Source organism: Chryseosolibacter histidinae, from assembly GCF_018598225.1.
In the GTDB taxonomy this organism is placed as follows: domain Bacteria; phylum Bacteroidota; class Bacteroidia; order Cytophagales; family Cyclobacteriaceae; genus Chryseosolibacter; species Chryseosolibacter histidini.
In genome coordinates this window covers 71,244-92,125 of the sequence record NZ_JAHESF010000012.1, presented here as the reverse complement: position 1 = coordinate 92,125, position 20,882 = coordinate 71,244, and the positions used below count along the sequence as shown (strand labels likewise).

The 20,882-nt window shown below is 50.2% G+C and carries 18 protein-coding genes; 7 read left to right on the top strand and 11 right to left on the bottom strand.

Translation table 11 applies throughout. The annotated features are described in order from the left end of the window. The first annotated feature begins 40 nt into the window (after positions 1-40). The gene (locus KK083_RS13750) at positions 41-652 is read left to right on the top strand and encodes a hypothetical protein (protein ID WP_254163824.1); all 612 of its coding nucleotides are present in this window, start codon (positions 41-43) and stop codon (positions 650-652) included. A 172-nt stretch (positions 653-824) separates the two neighbouring features. On the opposite strand, the gene KK083_RS13745 is transcribed toward KK083_RS13750, so the two are convergent. The 4 genes from KK083_RS13745 to KK083_RS13730 all read right to left on the bottom strand — a co-directional run bounded on the left by KK083_RS13745 (position 825) and on the right by KK083_RS13730 (position 6,125). Next, positions 825-2,510 (bottom strand): DEAD/DEAH box helicase, encoded by a 1,686-nt coding sequence (locus tag KK083_RS13745; protein WP_262899519.1) that lies wholly within the window; start codon positions 2,508-2,510, stop codon positions 825-827. A gap of 239 nt (positions 2,511-2,749) precedes the next feature. Continuing rightward, positions 2,750-3,499, bottom strand: coding sequence for a succinate dehydrogenase/fumarate reductase iron-sulfur subunit (locus tag KK083_RS13740; RefSeq protein ID WP_254163822.1), 750 nt, complete (start codon positions 3,497-3,499; stop codon positions 2,750-2,752). Between the two features lies 1 nt (position 3,500). Beyond that, positions 3,501-5,423, bottom strand: a complete 1,923-nt coding sequence (locus KK083_RS13735; protein ID WP_254163821.1) for a fumarate reductase/succinate dehydrogenase flavoprotein subunit — start codon at positions 5,421-5,423, stop codon at positions 3,501-3,503. A gap of 15 nt (positions 5,424-5,438) precedes the next feature. Then, positions 5,439-6,125, bottom strand: coding sequence for a succinate dehydrogenase cytochrome b subunit (locus KK083_RS13730; protein WP_254163820.1), 687 nt, complete (start codon positions 6,123-6,125; stop codon positions 5,439-5,441). Between the two features lie 597 nt (positions 6,126-6,722). Between KK083_RS13730 and dnaE the strand changes: the two genes are divergently transcribed. Together dnaE and trxA are read left to right on the top strand one after the other, a co-directional pair. Then, complete coding sequence (gene dnaE, locus KK083_RS13725) at positions 6,723-10,916, top strand: DNA polymerase III subunit alpha (RefSeq protein ID WP_254163819.1); 4,194 nt, start codon at positions 6,723-6,725, stop codon at positions 10,914-10,916. Between the two features lie 148 nt (positions 10,917-11,064). Further along, entirely contained in the window at positions 11,065-11,388 is a 324-nt protein-coding gene (gene trxA, locus KK083_RS13720; RefSeq protein WP_254163818.1) for a thioredoxin, read from the top strand. 135 nt (positions 11,389-11,523) lie between these two features. Here the strand turns inward: trxA and KK083_RS13715 are convergent, their stop codons facing one another. Then, positions 11,524-12,006 (bottom strand): YkgJ family cysteine cluster protein, encoded by a 483-nt coding sequence (locus KK083_RS13715; RefSeq protein WP_254163817.1) that lies wholly within the window; start codon positions 12,004-12,006, stop codon positions 11,524-11,526. Between the two features lie 61 nt (positions 12,007-12,067). Between KK083_RS13715 and KK083_RS13710 the strand changes: the two genes are divergently transcribed. Further along, on the top strand, positions 12,068-13,276 hold the full coding sequence (locus tag KK083_RS13710; protein ID WP_254163816.1) for an acetyltransferase domain-containing protein: 1,209 nt from the start codon (positions 12,068-12,070) through the stop codon (positions 13,274-13,276). 134 nt (positions 13,277-13,410) lie between these two features. Here KK083_RS13710 and KK083_RS13705 read toward each other — a convergent pair whose 3' ends face one another. From KK083_RS13705 to KK083_RS13695, 3 genes are all read right to left on the bottom strand, one after another. Continuing rightward, entirely contained in the window at positions 13,411-13,902 is a 492-nt protein-coding gene (locus KK083_RS13705; RefSeq protein ID WP_254163815.1) for a DUF6265 family protein, read from the bottom strand. 193 nt (positions 13,903-14,095) lie between these two features. Further along, positions 14,096-15,223, bottom strand: a complete 1,128-nt coding sequence (locus tag KK083_RS13700; RefSeq protein WP_254163814.1) for a DmpA family aminopeptidase — start codon at positions 15,221-15,223, stop codon at positions 14,096-14,098. Between the two features lie 173 nt (positions 15,224-15,396). Continuing rightward, on the bottom strand, positions 15,397-15,771 hold the full coding sequence (locus KK083_RS13695; protein WP_254163813.1) for a hypothetical protein: 375 nt from the start codon (positions 15,769-15,771) through the stop codon (positions 15,397-15,399). A 144-nt stretch (positions 15,772-15,915) separates the two neighbouring features. Between KK083_RS13695 and KK083_RS13690 the strand changes: the two genes are divergently transcribed. The 3 genes from KK083_RS13690 to KK083_RS13680 all read left to right on the top strand — a co-directional run bounded on the left by KK083_RS13690 (position 15,916) and on the right by KK083_RS13680 (position 18,398). Continuing rightward, positions 15,916-17,148, top strand: coding sequence for an alkaline phosphatase family protein (locus KK083_RS13690; protein ID WP_254163812.1), 1,233 nt, complete (start codon positions 15,916-15,918; stop codon positions 17,146-17,148). Positions 17,149-17,369: 221 nt separating this feature from the next. Next, a complete protein-coding gene (gene msrB / locus KK083_RS13685; RefSeq protein ID WP_254163811.1) occupies positions 17,370-17,876 on the top strand; it encodes a peptide-methionine (R)-S-oxide reductase MsrB in 507 nt (168 codons plus the stop codon). Positions 17,877-18,143: 267 nt separating this feature from the next. Next, the gene (locus KK083_RS13680; RefSeq protein ID WP_254163810.1) at positions 18,144-18,398 is read left to right on the top strand and encodes a hypothetical protein; all 255 of its coding nucleotides are present in this window, start codon (positions 18,144-18,146) and stop codon (positions 18,396-18,398) included. A 142-nt stretch (positions 18,399-18,540) separates the two neighbouring features. Here the strand turns inward: KK083_RS13680 and KK083_RS13675 are convergent, their stop codons facing one another. Genes KK083_RS13675 through KK083_RS13665 form a run of 3 tightly spaced genes read right to left on the bottom strand, consistent with a single transcriptional unit; the run spans position 18,541 to position 20,878 of the window. Further along, positions 18,541-19,224, bottom strand: coding sequence for a LytR/AlgR family response regulator transcription factor (locus tag KK083_RS13675; protein ID WP_254163809.1), 684 nt, complete (start codon positions 19,222-19,224; stop codon positions 18,541-18,543). Further along, on the bottom strand, positions 19,221-20,267 hold the full coding sequence (locus tag KK083_RS13670) for a sensor histidine kinase (RefSeq protein ID WP_254163808.1): 1,047 nt from the start codon (positions 20,265-20,267) through the stop codon (positions 19,221-19,223). Before KK083_RS13670 ends, KK083_RS13675 begins: the two co-directional genes overlap by 4 nt. Continuing rightward, entirely contained in the window at positions 20,267-20,878 is a 612-nt protein-coding gene (locus KK083_RS13665) for a hypothetical protein (protein WP_254163807.1), read from the bottom strand. The genes KK083_RS13670 and KK083_RS13665 overlap by 1 nt, the downstream gene beginning before the upstream one ends. Positions 20,879-20,882: the final 4 nt, after the last annotated feature.

Genomic DNA, 20,882 nt, shown 5'->3' with positions numbered 1-20,882 from the left:
TTTCACCCTGTGCCGTAAGTCACGTTAAGGAGCCCTTGTCATGAACTTTAAGCTATATTTACCGGGTATTGTATTGTCTTGCAGCATTTTCTATCTCTGCTGCAGCTGCGAAGAGCGGCAAAAGACTGATGCCCCCCACTTTACAAAGGTAGATTCGCTTACAGAGACCTATCTCAACCTCAAAGACAGCATGCTGGAGACCTGGAACACCATGATCACGGACGACAACCAGAAGATCAAGGCCATGCACAACCTGCTTCACGAGCTCAAAGTTTCAAATCCCGCCAACCGCGACGCCTTAAAAAGCTATGAAGAGCGGCTCGATCGCCTGGTACTTTCACGTTATACACAAAAATCGATGGAGAATGCGCACGTCATTGAAGAATATGACTTTGCGTCGAACTCGCTGGTGACCGAGCTCATCAGCCTGGCTGAATCACAAACGGAATTTGCTTATAACTCCACCCTGCAGAAGCTTGTTGAATCGATCCGCACCGCCGATCAGCGCGTAGATAACTACCGCGAAGAATATGACCGCATTGCCACGGAATACAACAAGTTCCTGGATGAAAATAAAATGCTGCTGAAAGAGATCGATCAGGATACCTTCCTCGAAAAAAAGCCACTGTTCCAGATGGTAGCGGAAGACTAGTAGGCAGTAGGCAAATCATGATCGCAAGCGATCATGGCAGTAGGCAAAGTACAGGCGATGAGATACAAGACTGTGCTACGCTCTCAATACATTCGAAGCTTATCTGAATTTGCTGTAACTCGTCCTTTGCCTACTGCCCCGATTTATCGGGGGTTGCCTACTGCCTACTATTTCACCAGCGTCTTCTATCCCGCCCCTTACTTTTTCCTCCGAAGCTCTTCTTCTTACTGGAAGATTCACTCTTGGAGTCAGTCACTTCTATGCGCACAATGCGGCCTTTGAATTCGAAGCCATGCAGGTTATCCTTGACGAGGTCGGCGTGACTCTTATCCACTTCTACAAATGAATAGGCGCCTTTCAGGTCGATCTTGCCGATATGGTCGCGCGAGATATTGGCGCGGTCACATACCAGTGCCAGCAGCTTGCCGGCATCCAGGCCATCCATTTTGCCGAGGTTGATGAACAGGCGGGCACCGGTAACGTAACGGCCGCTTCCACCGCCTGCCTCTCTCTCGTGGCGCTCTGCCTTATCACTCCTGTTGAGGTCAGGGGCATCGCGGTAGTAGTCGAGGAAGTGGTTGAACTCGAGTGATGTAAAACGTTTGATGATCTCTTCTTTGCTGAGGTCGTTCAGGGCTTCATAGACAGAAGGCAAAAACGAAGCGATCTCTTCTTCGGCGAGGTGAACTTCGCGCAGCCTGCGTACAATATTCAGTACCCTTTTTTCACACACCTCTATTCCGGTGGGCACCTGTTTCTTTTCGAACTTGGCCTGGATCACTTTTTCGATCTGTTTGATCTTGGCCACTTCCTTGCGGGTGATCAGGGCGATGGAGATCCCGGTCTTACCGGCACGTGCAGTACGGCCGCTGCGGTGTGTATAAAATTCTATTTCATCGGGCAGGTTCATGTGAATCACGTGTGTGATGTTGCTCACATCGATGCCACGGGCAGCCACATCAGTAGCCACCAGCAATTGCAGGGCTTTGCTTTTGAAATTGCGCATCACCCTGTCGCGCTGCTGCTGCGTAAGGTCACCGTGGAGTGCATCGGCATTGTAGCCGTCCTTGATCAGGTGCTCGGCCACACGTTGCGTATCTACCTTGGTGCGGCAGAAAATAACACCAAAAATATCGAGGTTGATGTCGACCACACGCTTCAGCGCGGCGTATCGGTCTTTCTCATCCATCACCATATACTGGTGCTCGATGTTCCGGTTGCTCTGGTTCTTCTCTCCTACCGTGAGCTCGGCAGGGTTGTTCATGTACGTGTTCGCGATGTTACGCACCTCGCGGGGCATTGTCGCGGAGAACAGCCACACATTCTTTTCATCAGGTGTATGGGAGAGGATGTGGTCGATATCTTCTTTGAAGCCCATGTTGAGCATCTCGTCGGCTTCATCGAGCACTACGAAGCGAATGTCTGCCAGGTTGATCACTTTGCGTGAAAGCAGGTCCATCAGACGTCCGGGCGTAGCCACAATGATCTGGGCTCCTTTTTTCACCCGCCTGATCTGCTCGGCGATGCTGGCGCCACCATAAACCGGAACGATGTTCAGCTGTTTTACCGATTTCGAAAAATTTCCGAAATCGTTGGTGATCTGGAGGCACAGCTCACGCGTGGGAGCCAGCACAAGCGCCTGGGTGGTGCGGTCGAAGTCGTCGATCAGGTCAATGAGCGGCAGGCCAAAAGCGGCGGTTTTTCCGGTACCTGTCTGGGCCAGGGCTACTACGTCCTGATTCCCCTCTAACAATACCGGTATAGCTTTAAGTTGGACTGGCGTGGGTTGCTCAAAGCCTAGTTTGCGGACGGCCTGAACCAATTCCCCGGATAATCCCAGGGTTTCGAAAGATTGCATGTATAGATGTTAAGGCGCAAAGGTAGACTAATTTTGCGAGAATCTGTTACGGAGCCCAGTTACCGGTTGCTAGTTACCAGATGAGTTAAGGTTTAAAGTTACAGGTTTAAAGTTTCAAGTATAACCCAAAGCCGCATCGAACCTTAAACTTTAAACTTCAAACTTTAAACTAATCGCCAGTTACGAAGCATAAAAAAGCCGCCTAACTCGGGCGGCTTTCGTAGCACTTAGTAGTTCCTTTAAGCATTCTCCGACGAAGCCTTCGCCGAGAAGTATTCGCGGTTCATGCGGGCGATGTTGGTGACGCTGATACCTTTGGGGCATTCAGCTTCGCAAGCCAGGGTGTTGGTGCAGGCGCCAAAATCTTCGGCATCCATCTGGGCCACCATATTCTCCACCCGTGTTTTACGCTCAGGCTGTCCTTGTGGTAACAGGGCAAGTTGTGAAACCTTGGCGCTCACAAACAGCATGGCTGAAGCGTTCTTGCAGGCAGCAACACAGGCGCCACAACCGATACACGCCGCAGCATCGAAGGCCTTATCTGCATCGATCTTCGGGATCGGGATCTCATTGGCATCAGGGACACCTCCCGTGTTCACGGAAATGTATCCGCCCGCCTGCTGGATGCGCTCAAACGAAGTTCTGTCTACCACCAGGTCTTTAATGATGGGGAACGCTTTGGCTCTCCAGGGCTCCACCGTGATGGTCTCGCCGTCCTTGAAGGTACGCATATGAAGCTGGCAGGTAGTTGTCTGGAGCGGCCCGTGGGGGCGGCCATTGATGTACATGCTGCACATGCCGCAGATACCTTCACGACAATCATGGTCAAACGCTACGGGGTCTTCACCCTTTCTCACCAGGTCGTTGTTCAGCACATCGAACATCTCCAGAAAGGACATGTCCTGCGACACGTGGTCGAGCGGATAGGTTTTGAATTCACCTTTCGCGTCTTTGCTTTTTTGTCTCCAGACTTTGAGCGTGATTTTCATATTACTTGTAACTTCTTTGACTCGGTTTTACATTTTCAAAAATCAGTTCTTCCTTGTGGAGAACTTCGGGCTGGTTGTCGCCTTTATATTCCCAGGCAGACACGTACGTGAATTTCTCGTCATTGCGGAGCGCTTCACCATCCGGGGTCTGTGATTCTTCGCGGAAGTGTCCGCCACAGGATTCAGAACGGTTCAACGCATCGTCTACCATCAGCTCACCCAGCTCCATGAAGTCGGCAACACGTCCGGCCTTCTCGAGCTCCTGGTTCAGCTCGTTGTTGCTCCCGAGCACGTTCACGTTTTCCCAGAACTCTGCGCGCAGTGCCTGGATCTTGGTTTTGGCTTTCTTCAGGCCTTCTTCCGTACGCGACATGCCGCAGTAGTCCCACATGGTGAGGCCCAGCTCGCGGTGCAGCTCGTCAACGGTTTTGCGTCCTTTGATGCTCAGCAGCTTCTGGATCCTGCTCTGCACATTTTCAAGCGATTCCCTGAAAGCAGGGTGGTCAGTGCTGATCTTGTCGCTCCATCCGAGGTTGGCCAAGTAATCGCCGATGGTGTACGGGATCACAAAGTATCCGTCGGCAAGGCCTTGCATCAGCGCGCTGGCGCCGAGGCGGTTGGCACCGTGATCGGAGAAGTTTGCTTCGCCCAGCGCATAGAGGCCGGGTACTGAGGTCATCAGGTTATAGTCAACCCACAGTCCGCCCATGGTATAGTGAACGGCGGGGTAGATCATCATCGGCATCTCGTAAGGATTATCGCCGGTGATCTGCTGATACATATCGAAGAGGTTGCCGTACTTGGCTTCGATCACTTTTCTGCCGTCGCGTTTGATGGCATCGGCAAAATCGAGGAACACGGCCAGGCCTGAGCCCACGCCCCTTCCTTCATCGCAGGCATATTTGGCGTTGCGTGAAGCCACGTCGCGGGGAACGAGGTTACCAAACGACGGGTATTTTCTTTCCAGGAAGTAATCTCTGTCTGCTTCGGGAATGGCTACAGCATCTTTTGCTTTCAGTCCCGGGCGCGCCACTTTAGGAACCCACACACGACCGTCGTTCCGCAGCGATTCAGACATCAGCGTAAGCTTCGACTGGTGATCGCCAGAAACAGGAATACAGGTGGGGTGGATCTGTGTGAAGCAGGGGTTGCCGAACAACGCTCCTTTTTTGTGTGCTCTCCAGGCAGCGGTCACGTTAGAACCTTTTGCATTGGTGGAGAGGAAGAATACGTTGCCGTATCCGCCGGTACACAGGAGCACGGCATGGCCGCTGTGCGCTTCTATTTTTCCGGTAATGAGGTCACGTGTGATGATGCCCCGCGCTTTGCCGTCTGACACCACCACATCCAGCATCTCCGTTCTGGTATACATCTTCACTTTGCCATTGGCGATCTGGCGGTTCAGGGCGCTGTAAGCACCGAGCAGCAGCTGCTGACCGGTCTGTCCACGGGCATAAAATGTTCTCGATACCTGCGCACCACCGAACGAGCGGTTATCCAGCAGGCCACCATATTCACGGGCAAACGGTACACCTTGCGCAACGCACTGGTCGATGATGTCTACACTGACTTCGGCCAGGCGGTATACGTTACCTTCACGCGCCCTGTAGTCTCCACCTTTGATGGTATCGTAGAAGAGGCGATAAATGCTATCGCCGTCGTTGCGATAATTTTTGGCTGCATTGATACCTCCCTGGGCTGCTATACTGTGCGCACGGCGGGGGCTGTCCTGAAAGCAGAAGGCCTTCACATTGTAGCCAAGCTCTGCCAGCGACGCAGCGGCAGAAGCACCGGCCAGTCCTGTACCAACCACAATCACTTCATACTTGCGCTTGTTGGCGGGGTTAACCAGCTTGAGATTGAATTTATGCTTAGACCATTTTTCGGCTAAAGGGCCTTCAGGGATTTTAGAATCTAATTTCATAAAGGAAGGAAATGCTTAACCTATTGTAATATCAAGAAACATCAGAATCGGGATCAGTGCAAATAGCACAGGCACAACGATAGAAAACGCCACGCCGATAAAGCGGATGGCCGGATTATATTTTACGTGATTGAGGCCCAGTGTCTGGAAAGCGCTGCCGAACCCGTGATATAAGTGGAAACCTACGATGGCCATGCTTACTACATAGAGCACCACAAACCAGAGCTGGGTATAAGCCACATCCACTACGGTGAAAAGATCTTTTACGGGTGAACCATCATAATCTACCAGCGGAATGTTTCCAAAGTGAGTCTCATACCAGAAGCTCCTCAGGTGAATGACGATGAACACCAGGATCAATGTTCCCAGTATGCCCATGTTACGGGAAGTGAGGCTTGAAGAATTATTGGTTACGGCATAACCCACCGGGCCACGCGCTGCACGGTTTCTCCTGGTCAGGATAGCAGCCCATATAATGTGAATGGCAATGAATGCGAAGTTGACAACAGAGATGGTGACAATGAGCGGGTTGTGCGTCATGAAGTGCGCATAAACATTGAACGCTCTTCCACCATCGCTTTTCAGCAACTGAAGATTACCGGCCAAATGCACAGCCAGGAAAAGAATGAGGAACAGGCCAGTCAGGGCCATCATGAGTTTTCTCCCGAGTGTGCTGGAGAAAAAATTCGTAAACCAATTCATAGTCTAGTTTTAAAACCGAGGAGTTTGAGGTCGGCGCCAAAAATACTCTCCGATGGTTTACCAAACAATGAAGTCAGTTTATTTTAAAGATTTCTAAATAAGCCTGTCCTGGGAACTAATGACCCGCTCAGAGGATCTCGAAAAGGAAAAAGATCAAACCAATTGCTACAAGCATGATCAACAAAAACCACTCTTTTTTAAAGAATAAAGTGACTTTTTCACGAAACGATTTCATATGCGGTTTTAAGAATTTGACGGGGATAAATCAATAATCAGGCCCTTTTAATAACTTATTGATTAGCAATAATTTAAGTACTTTTAGTTAGGCCAATGGTAGATAGATGCTGCTCAATTGACAACTGGAATTCTCAATATGGGACCAGGATTTAAACAGGATTTTAGGATTAACAGGATGATGAGAGACCGGGTACCTTGCGTATTTTACCAGCTTCATAGCATGGATGTTTTTAAGACAAATTGTGTTCAGAATACAGGCAGCAATTTTTTTAACGACGCCTGTTATAAAGTGGTGAGAGTTTAACTGGAAAATCTCTCAGCCGATTAACTTTACACTTTTACACCACTACAGAACACCGCATGTATTTGATCTTCGATACGGAAACCACTGGTATTCCGCACAATAAAACTGCACCCATCAGTGACCTTGACAACTGGCCCCGCGTGGTACAGCTTGCCTGGCAGCTTCACGACTCAAAAGGCAAGCTCGTTTCGCGGCAGAATTTCATCATCAAACCCAACGGCTTCGACATTCCTTACAAAGCCGAGCAGGTACACGGCATCTCCACCAAACGCGCGCTGGAAGAAGGCCACGACTTCAACAAGGTGCTGGAGATCTTCACGCAAGACCTCACCAAAACCTCGCTCCTGGTCGGTCATAACATAGAGTTCGATATCAGCATTCTGGGTGCAGAGTTCCTCCGACATCAGCTGACCATTGACGATTTTCTGAAACTGGAGAAGATCGATACAGGCATCGCATCAATCGAATTCTGCCAGCTCACTGGGGGTATTGGCGGCAGGCTGAAAATGCCAAGGCTGGTGGAGCTGCATGAAAAACTTTTCGGCAAAGATTTCGGCGATGCGCACGATGCATCGTATGACGTTGCCGCCACCGCGCGATGCTTCTTCGGGCTCATCACGCAGAAAGTAGTTAAACCTTTTGACGTCACACCGCCGGAAGAGATCGTTTACGAAGAGCCGAACCTGGAAGCAGCCAACTTCACCAAACGCGAAAAACGGAAAGAAGCCGGCTACTCTCTCACCGAAGAGAATGTACCACTCTCAGACAAACCCTTCGTTCACCTTCACGCGCACTCGCAGTTCTCAGTACTCCAGGCAACACCCGATATCAAGGCGATGGTGGCCAAAGCCAAAGAGCTGGGCATGTCGGCCATCGCTATCACGGACCTGGGCAACATGTACGGAGCCTTCAAGTTTGTGCGCGAAGCCATCAACCATGAGCTCAAGCCAATAGTGGGTTGTGAATTTTTCGTCGCCGATGAGCGCAAGAAACTGAAGTTCACAAAAGACAATCCTGACAAACGTTATCAGCAGGTATTGCTGGCCAAGAACAAGAATGGTTATCACAACCTCGCCAAGCTGAGCTCGCTGGGATTTACGGAAGGCTTGTATGGCATCTATCCACGCATCGACAAAGAGCTCATACAGCAGTACAAACAAGACCTCATCGCCACCACCGGCAACCTTCACAGCGAAGTACCGCACCTGATCCTGCACGTGGGCGAGAAGCAGGCGGAAGAAGCATTCAAGTGGTGGCACCAGACGTTTGGCGACGACTTCTATATAGAGCTGAACCGTCACGGCGTAGCGGAAGAAGACCACGTGAACGAAACGCTGCTGCGCTTTGCCGCCAAATACAATGTAAAGTACTTCGCCGCCAACGAGTGCTTCTACCTGGATAAAGAAGAAGCCCGGGCGCACGACGTTCTGCTCTGTATCAAAGAGGGCGAGTTCATGTCAACACCCATTGGCTATGGGCGCGGCCACCGGCTTGGCCTGGCCAACGACCAGTATTATTACAAGTCGCAAGACGAGATGCGATCGATCTTCCGCGATCTGCCGGAAGCCATCGAGACCATCAGCGAGATCCTGGGTAAAATAGAGAGTTATACGCTGGAGCGCAACGTGTTGCTTCCGAAGTTCGACATTCCTGCCGAGTTCAACACGGAAGACGAGTACCTGCGCTACCTCACGTACGAGGGAGCGAAAAAGAAATACCCTGAGATCACGCAGGCCATTGCAGACCGTCTTGATTTTGAGCTGGCCACCATTCAGAAAACGGGTTACCCAGGCTACTTCCTCATCGTGCAAGACTTTACGTCAAAGGCGCGTGAGATGGGCGTGAGCGTTGGGCCGGGCCGCGGATCCGCCGCGGGTTCTGCCGTAGCGTATTGCATCGGTATCACCAACGTTGACCCGATCAAGTATGACCTCCTGTTCGAGCGTTTTCTGAATCCCGACCGGGTGTCACTGCCCGATATCGATATCGACTTTGACGACGAAGGACGCGATAAGGTACTGCGCTACGTGATCGACAAATACGGCAAGAGCCAGGTGGCCCAGATCATCACGTACGGCACCATGGCCGCCAAGTCATCCATCCGCGACTGCGCCAGGGTGATGGAGCTTCCGTTGACCGAAGCCAACCTGCTGGCCAAGATGATCCCCGAGAAGCCCGGCACCACACTCGATGCCGCCTTCCAGGAAGTGAAGGAGCTCGCCGACATAAAAAAGGGAAGCGACCTCAAGGCCGAAGTGATCCAGCAGGCGGTGGTGCTCGAGGGATCGGTGCGCAACACGGGCGTGCATGCCTGCGGTGTGATCATCACCCCTGACGATCTGACCAAGTTCGTGCCTGTATCCACCGCCAAGGACTCTGACATGCTGGTGACCCAGTTCGACAACAGCGTGGTGGAGAGTGCCGGCATGCTGAAGATGGACTTTCTCGGTCTCACAACCCTCAGCATTATCAGAACAGCCTTAAAGAACATCAAGAAGAGCCGCGGCATCGACATCAACATCGACGAGGTACCGTTGAATGATGCCACTACTTACCAGCTCTTCCAACGCGGCGAAACAACAGGCACGTTCCAGTTTGAAAGTGTGGGAATGCAGAAGTACCTGCGCCAGCTGAAGCCCGACAAATTTGAAGACCTTATTGCCATGAACGCCCTGTATCGTCCGGGGCCCATGGAATATATTCCGGCATTCGTAAACCGGAAGCACGGGCGCGAGCCGATCAAGTACGATCTTCCGGAGATGGCCGAGTTCCTTTCCGAAACGTATGGTATCACGGTTTACCAGGAACAGGTAATGTTGCTGTCGCAGAAGCTTGCGGGCTTCAGCAAAGGTGACGCCGACGTGCTCCGTAAAGCGATGGGTAAGAAGCAGAAGGCCGTGCTTGACAAGATGAAGGACAAGTTCATCCAGGGATGTCAGAAGAACGGTCACGACCAGGCTATCTGTGAAAAGATCTGGACAGACTGGGAAGCCTTTGCGCAGTATGCGTTCAACAAATCGCACTCCACCTGTTATTCGCTGGTGGCTTATCACACTGCTTATCTGAAGGCGAACTATCCGGCCGAATATATGGCGGCGGTGCTCACGCACTCCCAAAGCAACCTCGAGAACGTTACCTTCTTCATCGAGGAATGCCGCAACCTGGGCATCCGGGTACTGGGACCGCACATTAACGAATCGGGTGTTTATTTCGAAGTGAACAAGAACGGCGAGATCCGCTTCGGTCTCGGAGCTATCAAAGGTGCCGGCGATGCTGCTGTAGAGGCCATCATCCAGGAACGCGAGCAGAAGGGCCACTATGCCGATATCTTCGATTTCGCGAAACGCCTGAGCCAGCGCGCTGTGAACAAAAAAACATTCGAATGTCTTGCGCTCTCGGGTGCACTCGATTGTTTCAAAGACATTCATCGCAGACAGTACGTCTATGCGCGTGAAGGTGACATCAGCCTCATCGAAAAGGCCATACGGTTTGCGGCCAAAACACAGCAGGAAGAACAAAGCGCCCAGGCCAGTCTTTTCGGCGGCGCTTCAGGAGCGGCCATGCCCAAGCCGAGGATCGAGAATGTTGAGCCCTTCAGTGAGATCGAAAAACTGAACCTGGAGAAGGAAGTGGTAGGCATTTATATTTCAGGACACCCGCTCGATAATTTCAAGTTCGAGATGGAGACCTTCTGTACAGCGGCCTGCAATCAGCTGAACGAGCTGGAGCCGCTGCTGGGCAGGGAACTGAAGCTGGGCGGTATCGTTTCCGCCGTAGAGCACCGCACCACAAAAACGGGAAAACCTTTTGGGAAATTTTCGATCGAAGACTACAGCGGAAATGCATCGTTTGTGCTCTTCGGTGAGGATTACCTGCGATTCAAAAATTTCATGACCATGGGCTGGTTCCTGTTCATCGAGGGAATGGTGGTGAAGAACAACTGGGGACAGATGAACCTTGAATTCAAGATCCGGAACATAGACCTGCTGGATGAGATCGGCCTCAAGAGAACGAAAGGAATTACCCTGAACCTGAATACGGAAGATATTACGAAGGACTTCATCGGTAAGATCGAAGATCTCGGAAAACAGCATAGCGGTAAAGTATCGCTCTACCTGAAGCTCAGATCATCGGAAGAGAATATTGTGACCGAGCCGATCCTGGTGAGAAAGATCCAGGTTTCACCGGCAACAGAGTTCATCAAAAAAATTGAAAAGGTTCTCGGTGTCGACTACGAAGTGATGCGATAACGGTGCTGGTCACCGGCGGCAATGCCCTGTGGTCACGGGTTTTGCGGCTTAAAGTAATAGCACCCAAACCTTGTTTTTGCCGCGATTTTTTTGAACTATTGCGGTTGGCTTAATGTTTGAATATTGAACCTTTAAAATTATTAAAATAATGGGCAAAGCAATTGTACTGAATGACGCCAATTTTGACGCCACCATCAATTCAGATAAACCTGTTCTTGTTGATTTCTGGGCCGAATGGTGTGGCCCTTGTAAGATGATCGGTCCTGTGGTGGAAGAGCTTGCAGGCGATTATGAAGGCAAAGCCGTGATCGGCAAACTGAATGTGGATGAGAACCCTTCGGTTACTGCACGTTATGGCATCCGCAGCATTCCAACCCTGTTGGTATTCAAAGCCGGACAAATTGTTGACAAGCAGGTAGGCGCTGTACCCAAATCAGTACTGGCTCAAAAACTCGAGGCTCAGGTAGCCTAATTGTTCATAGTTAGTTTACAGAAAGCAGATAACGTCTGTTATAAAAAGGCACTTCATGGGGAGTGCCTTTTTTTGTACGCAGCGCGAAGCCTCCTGACTCCTGGCTTTTTACTCCTGGTTCCTTGTCACCACACCTCAGAATATTTTTTTGAGTCGCTCCACCATCTCCAGCACAGCAGGGCACACTTGTGTATTCTTAAAGGTAAGGTCAGTGATCTGCACCATCTTCTTTCTGTCGGTGTGCGGATATTCGCGGCAGGCTTTGGGACGACTCTCATATACGGAGCAATAATTGTCGCCATCCAGGAAGGGGCATGGTGAAGACTTCAGCACATAGTCACGATCTTCATCGATGCGCAGATACTTTTCAATGAAGTCACCCGGCTTCATGCGCAATGCTTTTGCGACCCGCTCAATGTCGTTCTGATAGAAGATAGGACTGGTAGTCTTGCAGCAGTTGGCACAGGTGAGGCAATCGATCTCTTCGAACACTTCGTGGTGCAGTGTATGGAACTCATCATCCACTTTGCGGGAGTCCTTTTTCTTCAGGGCAGCAAGAAATTTAAGGTTCTCCTTTTCCTTATTTTTAGACAGTAACTTAAATTGTTCCAGGTTCACAACACTTGACGGTCAACTTCAAGATGCAAATAACGTAAAAAAGAGTCTTAAAAACGCCACCATGACAACCCTGACTGCCCCAGCTGATGTGCTCACCGAGAAGCCGCGCATTTCGTCTATCGACCTGATGCGGGGAATTGTAATGGTGATCATGGCGCTGGACCACGCCCGTGATTTCTTTCACCTGGGCGGCTTCGCCTACAATCCTACGGACATGAACACTACCACGCCGGTGCTGTTCTTCACCCGCTGGATCACGCATTTCTGCGCCCCCACGTTCGTGTTCCTGGCTGGAACCTCCATCTTCATCAGCGCCCAGCGTAAGCCCAAAAAAGATCTTTCCATTTTTTTACTGACGCGTGGTCTCTGGCTCATCCTGCTGGAAGTGGTGGTGATCCGCTTCAGCTTCTTTTTCAATCTCTACTATGATGTCACCATATTCCAGGTGATCTGGGTCATCGGCGCCTCGATGGTATGCATGGCTGCGCTGATCCACCTGCCTTACCGTGCTGTGCTCGCCATTGGATTGCTCATCGTTTTTGGCCACAACCTGACCGACGGTATCCAACTGAAGCCTACTGACTCCTTGTTCCCCGTATGGGTCATGCTGCGGCAGACCGGCTTTTTCAATGTAACTGCCGATAAGTCGTTCTTTGTAGTTTACCCGCTGCTCCCCTGGCTGGGCATCATGATACTGGGCTATTGTCTTGGCAGATTGTACACACCTCAGTTCCGGTCGGAAGAACGAAACAAGCTGCTGTTCAGGATCGGGCTGGCCGCTGTTGCGTTGTTTGTAGTGCTGCGTTTCATTAATGGTTATGGCGATCCCGCGCCCTGGAGCACACAGAAGAATGCAATATTCACTTTTATGAGCTTTATCAACACCACCAAATATCCCGTGTCATTGATGTATACCCTCATGACGCTCGGTCCGGTGCTGATGATCCTTTCGTGGATGGAACGCGCCCGCACCGGTGTGCTGAAACCCTTTATGGTTTTCGGCAGGGTGCCCTTGTTCTATTATGTGCTGCACTTTTACATTATCCATGCCGTTGCGCTGCTGTTGTATATGAACAAGTCAGGACATTCATGGTCAGAGCTCGATTTCCATTTCAACAAGTCGTTCGGAGGCATTACAGCGGAGGCGGGCTATTCTCTCTTCTGGGCCTATGTTGGCTGGATCTCTGTGGTGATCTTCCTGTATCCGCTCTGCAAATGGTATAACCGCTACAAGAGCACGCACAGTCACTGGTGGCTGAGCTATCTTTAGTCCATGGTCAATGGTCCATAGTCCATGGTAGAGCAGTGTGAATTCTCAACAGCCCATAATGTTATTTAAGACACTGAAAACAAAATTCAGCACAGCAGGCCATGGACCATCGACTATAGACCATGGACTATTCATTACTTCGAAGCAACGTAGTTGAACTCATCCTGCACCCACTTGCCGTCTTTGTCCTGTCGTTCGAGGATCACTTTCATTTTGTCGGGCGCCAGTCGCTGAAACGTCAGTGAAGTTTTCTGATCGGGCCGTTCGAACCTGGCTACGTTGTCATCCAGGAAGATCAGCGGATATTCATAAGGTTTGTCCTTATCTTCCCATGCAATGTTGCCGGGGCTAAAGTGACGGAGCTTCATCACGGGGCCGGCAGGCATCTGTTCGACGACTATAAATTCATAAAAGACAACTTTTCCATTTTTCACACATCGGTATGAGCACATCATGGAGTTGCCCATCGGCTCGCTCCAGTTCTCTTCCATGTCGCCCCATACACCTTGCGTTACCCACTTGCCCGCCATAAACGACAGGTCTTTGATGTTCCTGACCGGCGCCTGACCGAAAGCCGATGCAGATACCAGCAAGAACAGGAAACAACCTATTGACACATTTTTCATAACACAAAATCTTGGTTGGTTCAATATACTCATTTTCATCAAGGGATGTCTAAACGGGTATTAGCAGCTTCAGGAAAGAGAGTCCATGGTCGACGGTCCATAGTCCATGGCATAAGGGGCAACCTTCGTATGTGGAGCGCTCCGGAAAATGGCACTACCCGGCTATGGACCGTGGACTATGGTCTATGGACTCTTATCGGATTGCTCCATGTTTTTGGAGGATCTTCAGCGTCTCGTCTACCGGCAGGGCTTTAATCACGTGTCCTTCGCGGCCTTCCATGGTGCTCGCCATAAAGAGTGAATTGATGATCGCTTCTTCCGTGGCTTCGATCACGGCCATGAACAGCGGCGACATTTCATCGTTCCGCAGCAGCGACACTGTCTGTGTTTTCTCTTCAGTGTTGTGGGGTATCCTTACGCCCGTGTTAGTTGAGAATGTGATAACATAATCTCCGCTGCCGTTAGAGGCGATGCCACCTGTCTTTGCCAATCCCATAACAGCTCTTTTCGCCATCCGCTCGAGGTTGCGTGCATCTACCGGTGCATCTGTGGCCACCACCATCATGCATGAACCATCCGCGTCTTGTACCTGATTGCTGAGATAAAACTGTTTCAACGTCTCTCCTACGGGCACACCGTCGATCTGCAGCACACCGCCGAAGTTCGTTTGCACCAGCACCCCTACCGTAAAACCTCCCGAAGCTTTCGGCAATACACGCGATGAAGTTCCAATGCCGCCTTTGAATCCGAAGCACACGGTGCCGGTGCCTGCCCCCACATTACCTTCGTCCACAGCGCCGGTCTTTGCACGCTGTATCGCTTCCAGCACGTGCGCTTTCGTTACATGCCTTCCGCGGATATCGTTCAGCCACCCGTCGTTCGTTTCACCTACAACGGCGTTCACCGACTGAATATTCTCATTTCCTTTTTGCCGGAGGCTGTGCTCCACCACGCCGTCGATACCGGCCGCCACGCTGAGCGTGTTGGTAAGTATCACAGGTGTCTCAAGATTTCCCAGCTCCTTCACTTGTGTGGTGCCGGCCAGTTTGCCGAAGCCATTGCCCACATAAACAGCGGCCGGCACTTTTTCCTGGAAGATATTTCCGTTATGCGGAAGGATGGCAGTTACACCAGTCCGTACTGTTGCGCCGGAAGTAAGCGTTACATGTCCCACAAGAACGCCTTCAACGTCTGTGATGGCATTCAGCTTTCCCGGCTGAAGTACGCCGATCTTAATGCCATGGTCACGGGCTCTTTTCTGTGCATACACGGGCACACATCCCAATAAAACGATCAGCAAAACAATATTGAATCTGTTCATAATATTTCTATCTGTCTCTAAAGATAGAAAATTACGGTAATGGAGAGGTCCGATTCAGGATACAGCACCGCGACTGTTACCGTTGCCTGTGAAACCGCCCTGCGCCCGTGTTGGTGTTCTTCACCAGCACGACCAACACGCTACCATCAACGTTTCTACCGCTGTTAGCCCTTTTACGGTGTGCATTTGAAACCTTCTGCCTGGGCGATGGTGACAAGATCGCTTACCAGCGGATCGGCGTTTCCCTGTACGTAAATATTCTCGAGGATACGTTCGCCACTGCAATTGTGAACGGGGATGACATAATTGCAGCTGGCACAACAGATATTGAAAGCAAAAACGGTTTGTCCTTTATACGTTCCCTGCTGGATAAACCAGTTCTTTTGAGGCGATTGACGATAGACTTCGATCGTTTGGCGGAGCCATGGAAGATCTTCAACGGGATCCTGTACGGAGCAGGTGTTGGATAACTGGGGTTCAAATGTGTGATCGGTGCAGCCCATCACTGAAACGACCGCCAGCAAACAAACGAGATATTTTTTAAACATGCGCATATGGCTTGGGGCATTGCTCTTGTTTTTTAGACAGCATGGCTGGAAAAAAGGTTGGAACGTTATTCCATTCAAGAAACGTCATCCATTCATAACATCCGGCCTTTTGCGGCTCGCAAATATTCGCGTTATTTAGCGCACATGAAAAAGATCGTTGTACTGCTGGCAGTGATGCTGCAGGTGGTTTTAGTTTCGGGCCAATCGCCCCGCCCTTATGTTATTCTCATCTCATTCGATGGCTTTCGCGCCGATTATACAGAGCGTTTTGACCTGCCCAACTTTAAGACGTTCATAAAAGAAGGAGCCGCTTCAGAAGGATTGATCCCCTCCTTTCCGTCCAAAACATTTCCCAACCACTATACACTGGTCACCGGCCTATACCCCGGGAACCATGGCCTCGTGGATAATTCGTTCTTCGATCCGGACAGGAAAAAACCATACGGTATGAGGATCCGGGAAGCGGTGACAGACCCTTACTATTATGGAGGCGTTCCGTTATGGCGCCTGGCCAAAGAGCAGGGCGTACGCTCAGCTTCCTATTTTTGGGTGGGTTCGGAGCTGAAAACAGAAGGGCTTCATCCCGATTATTACTATGACTATGATCAATCTGTTCCCTTCGACAAAAGGGTAGACCAGGTGATCGCATGGCTCGGGCTTCCTGAAAAAGAAAGACCGCACATGATCACGCTTTATTTCTCGTCGCCGGATTATGAGGCACACCGGTATGGACCATGGGCTGAGGAAACGAAACAAAACGTGTTATCGATGGATTCGCTGCTCGGCAACCTGATGCACCGTGTTGACAGCACGAAACTTCCCGTCAACGTGGTCGTCGTATCAGATCATGGCATGAGCGAGCTAACAGAATCACCCGAAACTTATATTTTCCTGGACGAGATCGTCACCACCCGCGAAGGTTCTGTTACAGTCTCGAACGGCGGCACTCAGGCGCATCTTTATACAGCGTCGCCAGCAAAGAAAGACTCGCTCTACACGTTGCTCAAATCCAAAGAAAAAGATTTTACGGTGATCCGGCGGGAAGATTTTCCAACGCAGTGGCACTATGCGCATCCACGCGCCGGCGATCTGCTGATCGTTGCCAGGCCAGGCAAATACATTGTTACGGGCGATCCTGTGAAATTCAGGCAGGAGATGAACCTGGGCGCAAAATTCGGCGCACATGGATATGATCCCGACCAGGTAAAGGACATGCATGGGATCTTTTACGCGAAAGGTCCCAACATCAAGCCGGGAAGTAAGGTAAAGGCGATCAGGAACATCCACGTTTATCCGCTGATCGCAGAGATCCTGCAGCTCCGGATCCCGCCGGTGGATGGGCAGCTGAAAGAGCTGAAACCCATCTACAGAAAGTGATCATTTGAAAAAATCCACGGTCCACGGTGGACAGTCCACAGCCGTTGAAGCGTCAGGCAGTGACACCTTCTACGATGCCTGTCAATCGCTTGTATTGATGTAGCTCTTTTGTCTAATGCCCAATGCCTTAAATCCGATCGAAAACCAACGGCCATGGACACTTCGTATATTGATCAGGAATTAATCAGTTCATATCATTGTTAAACTAAAAAAGCGACATTATGTACCGTTATTTCGCACTCATCCCCATTATTTTTTTCGCCTGCACCAGGCCAAACGCAGCGCAGGATAAAAAAGCATCACTGGTAAAAACATCAGCTATGGATACGACACAAAAGATAAACCGCACCGAAGAAGAATGGAAAAGCATGCTCACCCCTCAGCAGTACCATGTGCTGCGTGAGAAAGGAACCGATGCCCCATTTACAGGCAAGCTCACCTACAACAAGGATAAAGGCACCTACTATTGCGCCGCCTGCGGAAACGAGCTCTTCACCTCCGATATGAAATTCGATTCTTCCTGTGGCTGGCCGAGCTTCGATAAAGAAATTGCGGGCGGAAAGATCAAAACTGCCCGCGACCTGAGTCATGGCATGGTAAGAACCGAGATCATGTGTGCCAAGTGCGGCTCACACCTTGGCCACCTGTTCGATGACGGCCCCACCTCCACCGGCTTGCGGTATTGTGTGAACTCTACGTCGCTTGAGTTTAAGAAAGAACAGAAATAGTCAAGGTACGAGGTACGAAATACGAAGTACGATGAATACAAATCGGGCTATCGTACCTCGTACCTCGTATTTCGTACCTTGTATTATCCCCTTACCACGCCGCCCATAAACCTCACGTTGGTATAATTTTTTTCCACGAAGCGGCTTTCGTTAACCTGTGTACACTCACCGATGTATGCAGCGAATCAAAGAAGATAAACGCTGAGGCCGGCTTCCTGCTTATCACTTTTTTGCTTTCACCGTTATCTATAGGAACTAATCTTCATAATGGAGTATAAAATAAACTTTATTATCGGCGATATTCCTGACGAAGAGATGGAAGCGTTGACGGAAGGGCATACGATCATCACCAAAATGATCCTTACTCCTGACGACTTCAAAGTGTTTCACTATAGCAAAGGCGGTCGCATTCAGGTTGAAACAGATCACGGCAACCGTCTCTGGTGCACCATAGATGATCTCGAGGTTGTGGAAAGCAACGACCGGGTTATCCTCATTTTTACGCTGACGCAGGAGCGTTAGTTGCCGGTTGCCAGTTACCAGTTAATGCAGTGTGACTTTCACTGTAATGTTTCAAACAAATGAGGCGAAGCCCTGAAACAAGTTAGTATTGACGCACGAAGCCGGCTACCCGGCAACTGGCAACCGGCAACCCAACTCAAAACTATTTCTGAAGAGCGCTCAGAAAATCACTCCGGTAGGTCTGCCCTATCGGGATCTGCGTTTTATTTACGATCACCATATTGCCTTCCAGGTAATCGATCCGGGACAGGGAGATCAGATAAGATTTATGAACACGGAAGAATTTTGACGCGGGGAGCTGCTCCTGGATCTTTTGAAGGGTATAGTGAATCACGAGGGTCTTATCGGCCATGTGCACTTTAACATAATCGCCCATGCCTTCAATGAAAAAGATATCATCGAAATTCACCTTGTGCATTTTTTTATCGGCCTGCAGCAATATAAACCCCGGCGATGCAAACCCACTGGCTTCAGGCGCATGCAACCGGTTCACTGCTTTCAGGAAACGGTCGAACGGAAACGGTTTCACAAGGTAATCCACGGCGTTCACCTCGAACCCCGTCACAGCATACTCCGGGTAAGCGGTGGTGAAGATCACATCCGGTGGCGCCGATAACGATTTGTAAAAATCCAGTCCGGAGATCTTCGGCATGGTGATGTCAAGGAACATCAGGTCCACAGGATCCGTTCGAAGCTTTTCATTGGCTTCGAGCGCATTGCTGCATACTGCCACCAGTTGCAACTGCGGACAGTCCGCGATGTATCGTTTCAGGATCTCCTGCGACACCGGCTCATCCTCCACGATCATACAGGTTATCTTTTTCATGCCTTCACATCCACTTTTAATTCAACCGAAAACATTTTTTCCGACTCATTCACCTCGAACGAGTGCCGGCCGGGGTACACCAGCGCAAGGCGATGTTGAATATTTTTCAGTCCTATGCCTCCCGCAGGTTTCTCCACAGACGCCATGTCGCTCTTGTTATTCCCGATGCGGAAGGTAATCACTCCATCCGCAGATTGCAAAACGATGTGGATGAAGGTGCCGGAAACATCACTTTTTACACCGTGCTTAAAGCTGTTCTCCACCAGGGGAAGGAACAGCATGGGAATGATCCGAACGTCCTCATCTTCGATCTCTGTTTTGAACTCGATCCTGGCAGAATCATCAACACGGTGCCGTTGCAGTGTGATATAATTGTTGATGAGGCTCACCTCAGACGCCAGGGGCACCATGCCCACTGACGATTCATAGATCACATACCGAAGGATGTCAGACAGCTTGATAATGGCTCCCGGTGTTTCAGGAGAACTCTTGAGCGATAATGAATATAACACGGTAAGGCTATTGAACAAAAAATGCGGATTCACCTGGTTGGTGAAAGCCTTCAGCTCCGCATCGATCTTTTCTTTTTCCAGAATGGCCATCTTATGCCGCGTTTCCTGAAGCCGAAACCACTCCCACGACAGGTGCAGCAGCGTGGTGAGCGTCACAAACGCAAAGAAGAACTTCAGCAGATCGGTGTACTCATAATAAGAGATGAAATAATAATCCGGAAGCACGTAATCGATCAGCTTGTCGAACAGCAATTGATTGAAGAACGTAAAAGCAAGGATATTGACACCATTCAGCAGCGCGAACAACGAGTATTTTTTCCGGTTGAGAAACCGGGGAACGATGAACCAGAGGTTCACCGTCACGGGCATGAGCAGCGTCACCAGGAAAATAGAGGTATAGAGATGGTCGATCTTCTTCCATTGTCCCGGGCCGGAAAAAATATTCAGCAGAACGAAATAAGCTACTGTCCAGAACAGTAGCTGTGCTAAAAGTTTACCGGCAATCCTGAAGGTAAAAGTGCGTTTTTTCATTAAACGGACTTTTTGAGCGTGAGCCATACTGAATTGTCGTTGCTGAAAGCCGTTGCATCATGGCCATACTTGAGAATAAACTTCTGAAGCTCTTCGGTTGGCGCGGTCAGCACATACCATTTATCGTCTTCGTCTTTGGGGTTTTCATCCATAATAGCCTCGTGCGCGATCCTGATCCGGTTCTGCTCGAAAAGTTTTTTCAGCCATTCTTCGTTGAACCATTTGATCTGCACTTCTTCGTTGTTCAGTTTCACCAGCTTGGCTACAGAATGGGTTGGCATCAGGTGCAGCTCGAAGATCGGAAGGTTGCTGTCCTGGTTATCCGTCAGCGGCATAAAATCGAAATACAGCTCGCCTTCCAGGTCGAACAGGTAGGCAAGGAATACAACATCCTTGTCACCGTTTTGCAGCCAATGCATCTCATAGGCATTAGGCAATAACTTGTGACGCCTGATGCTCCATTTGTTGCCGTCCTGGTCTGTCCAGTTATCCAGCAGGCCTTTTCTGAAAACGACGTTCTCGGGTTTATAGAACGGATGCAGTGATTTAACAATACAACCCTGAAACAGCACGGCCATCAGCGCGATCACGAAAATAAATTTTGGTCTCATAATG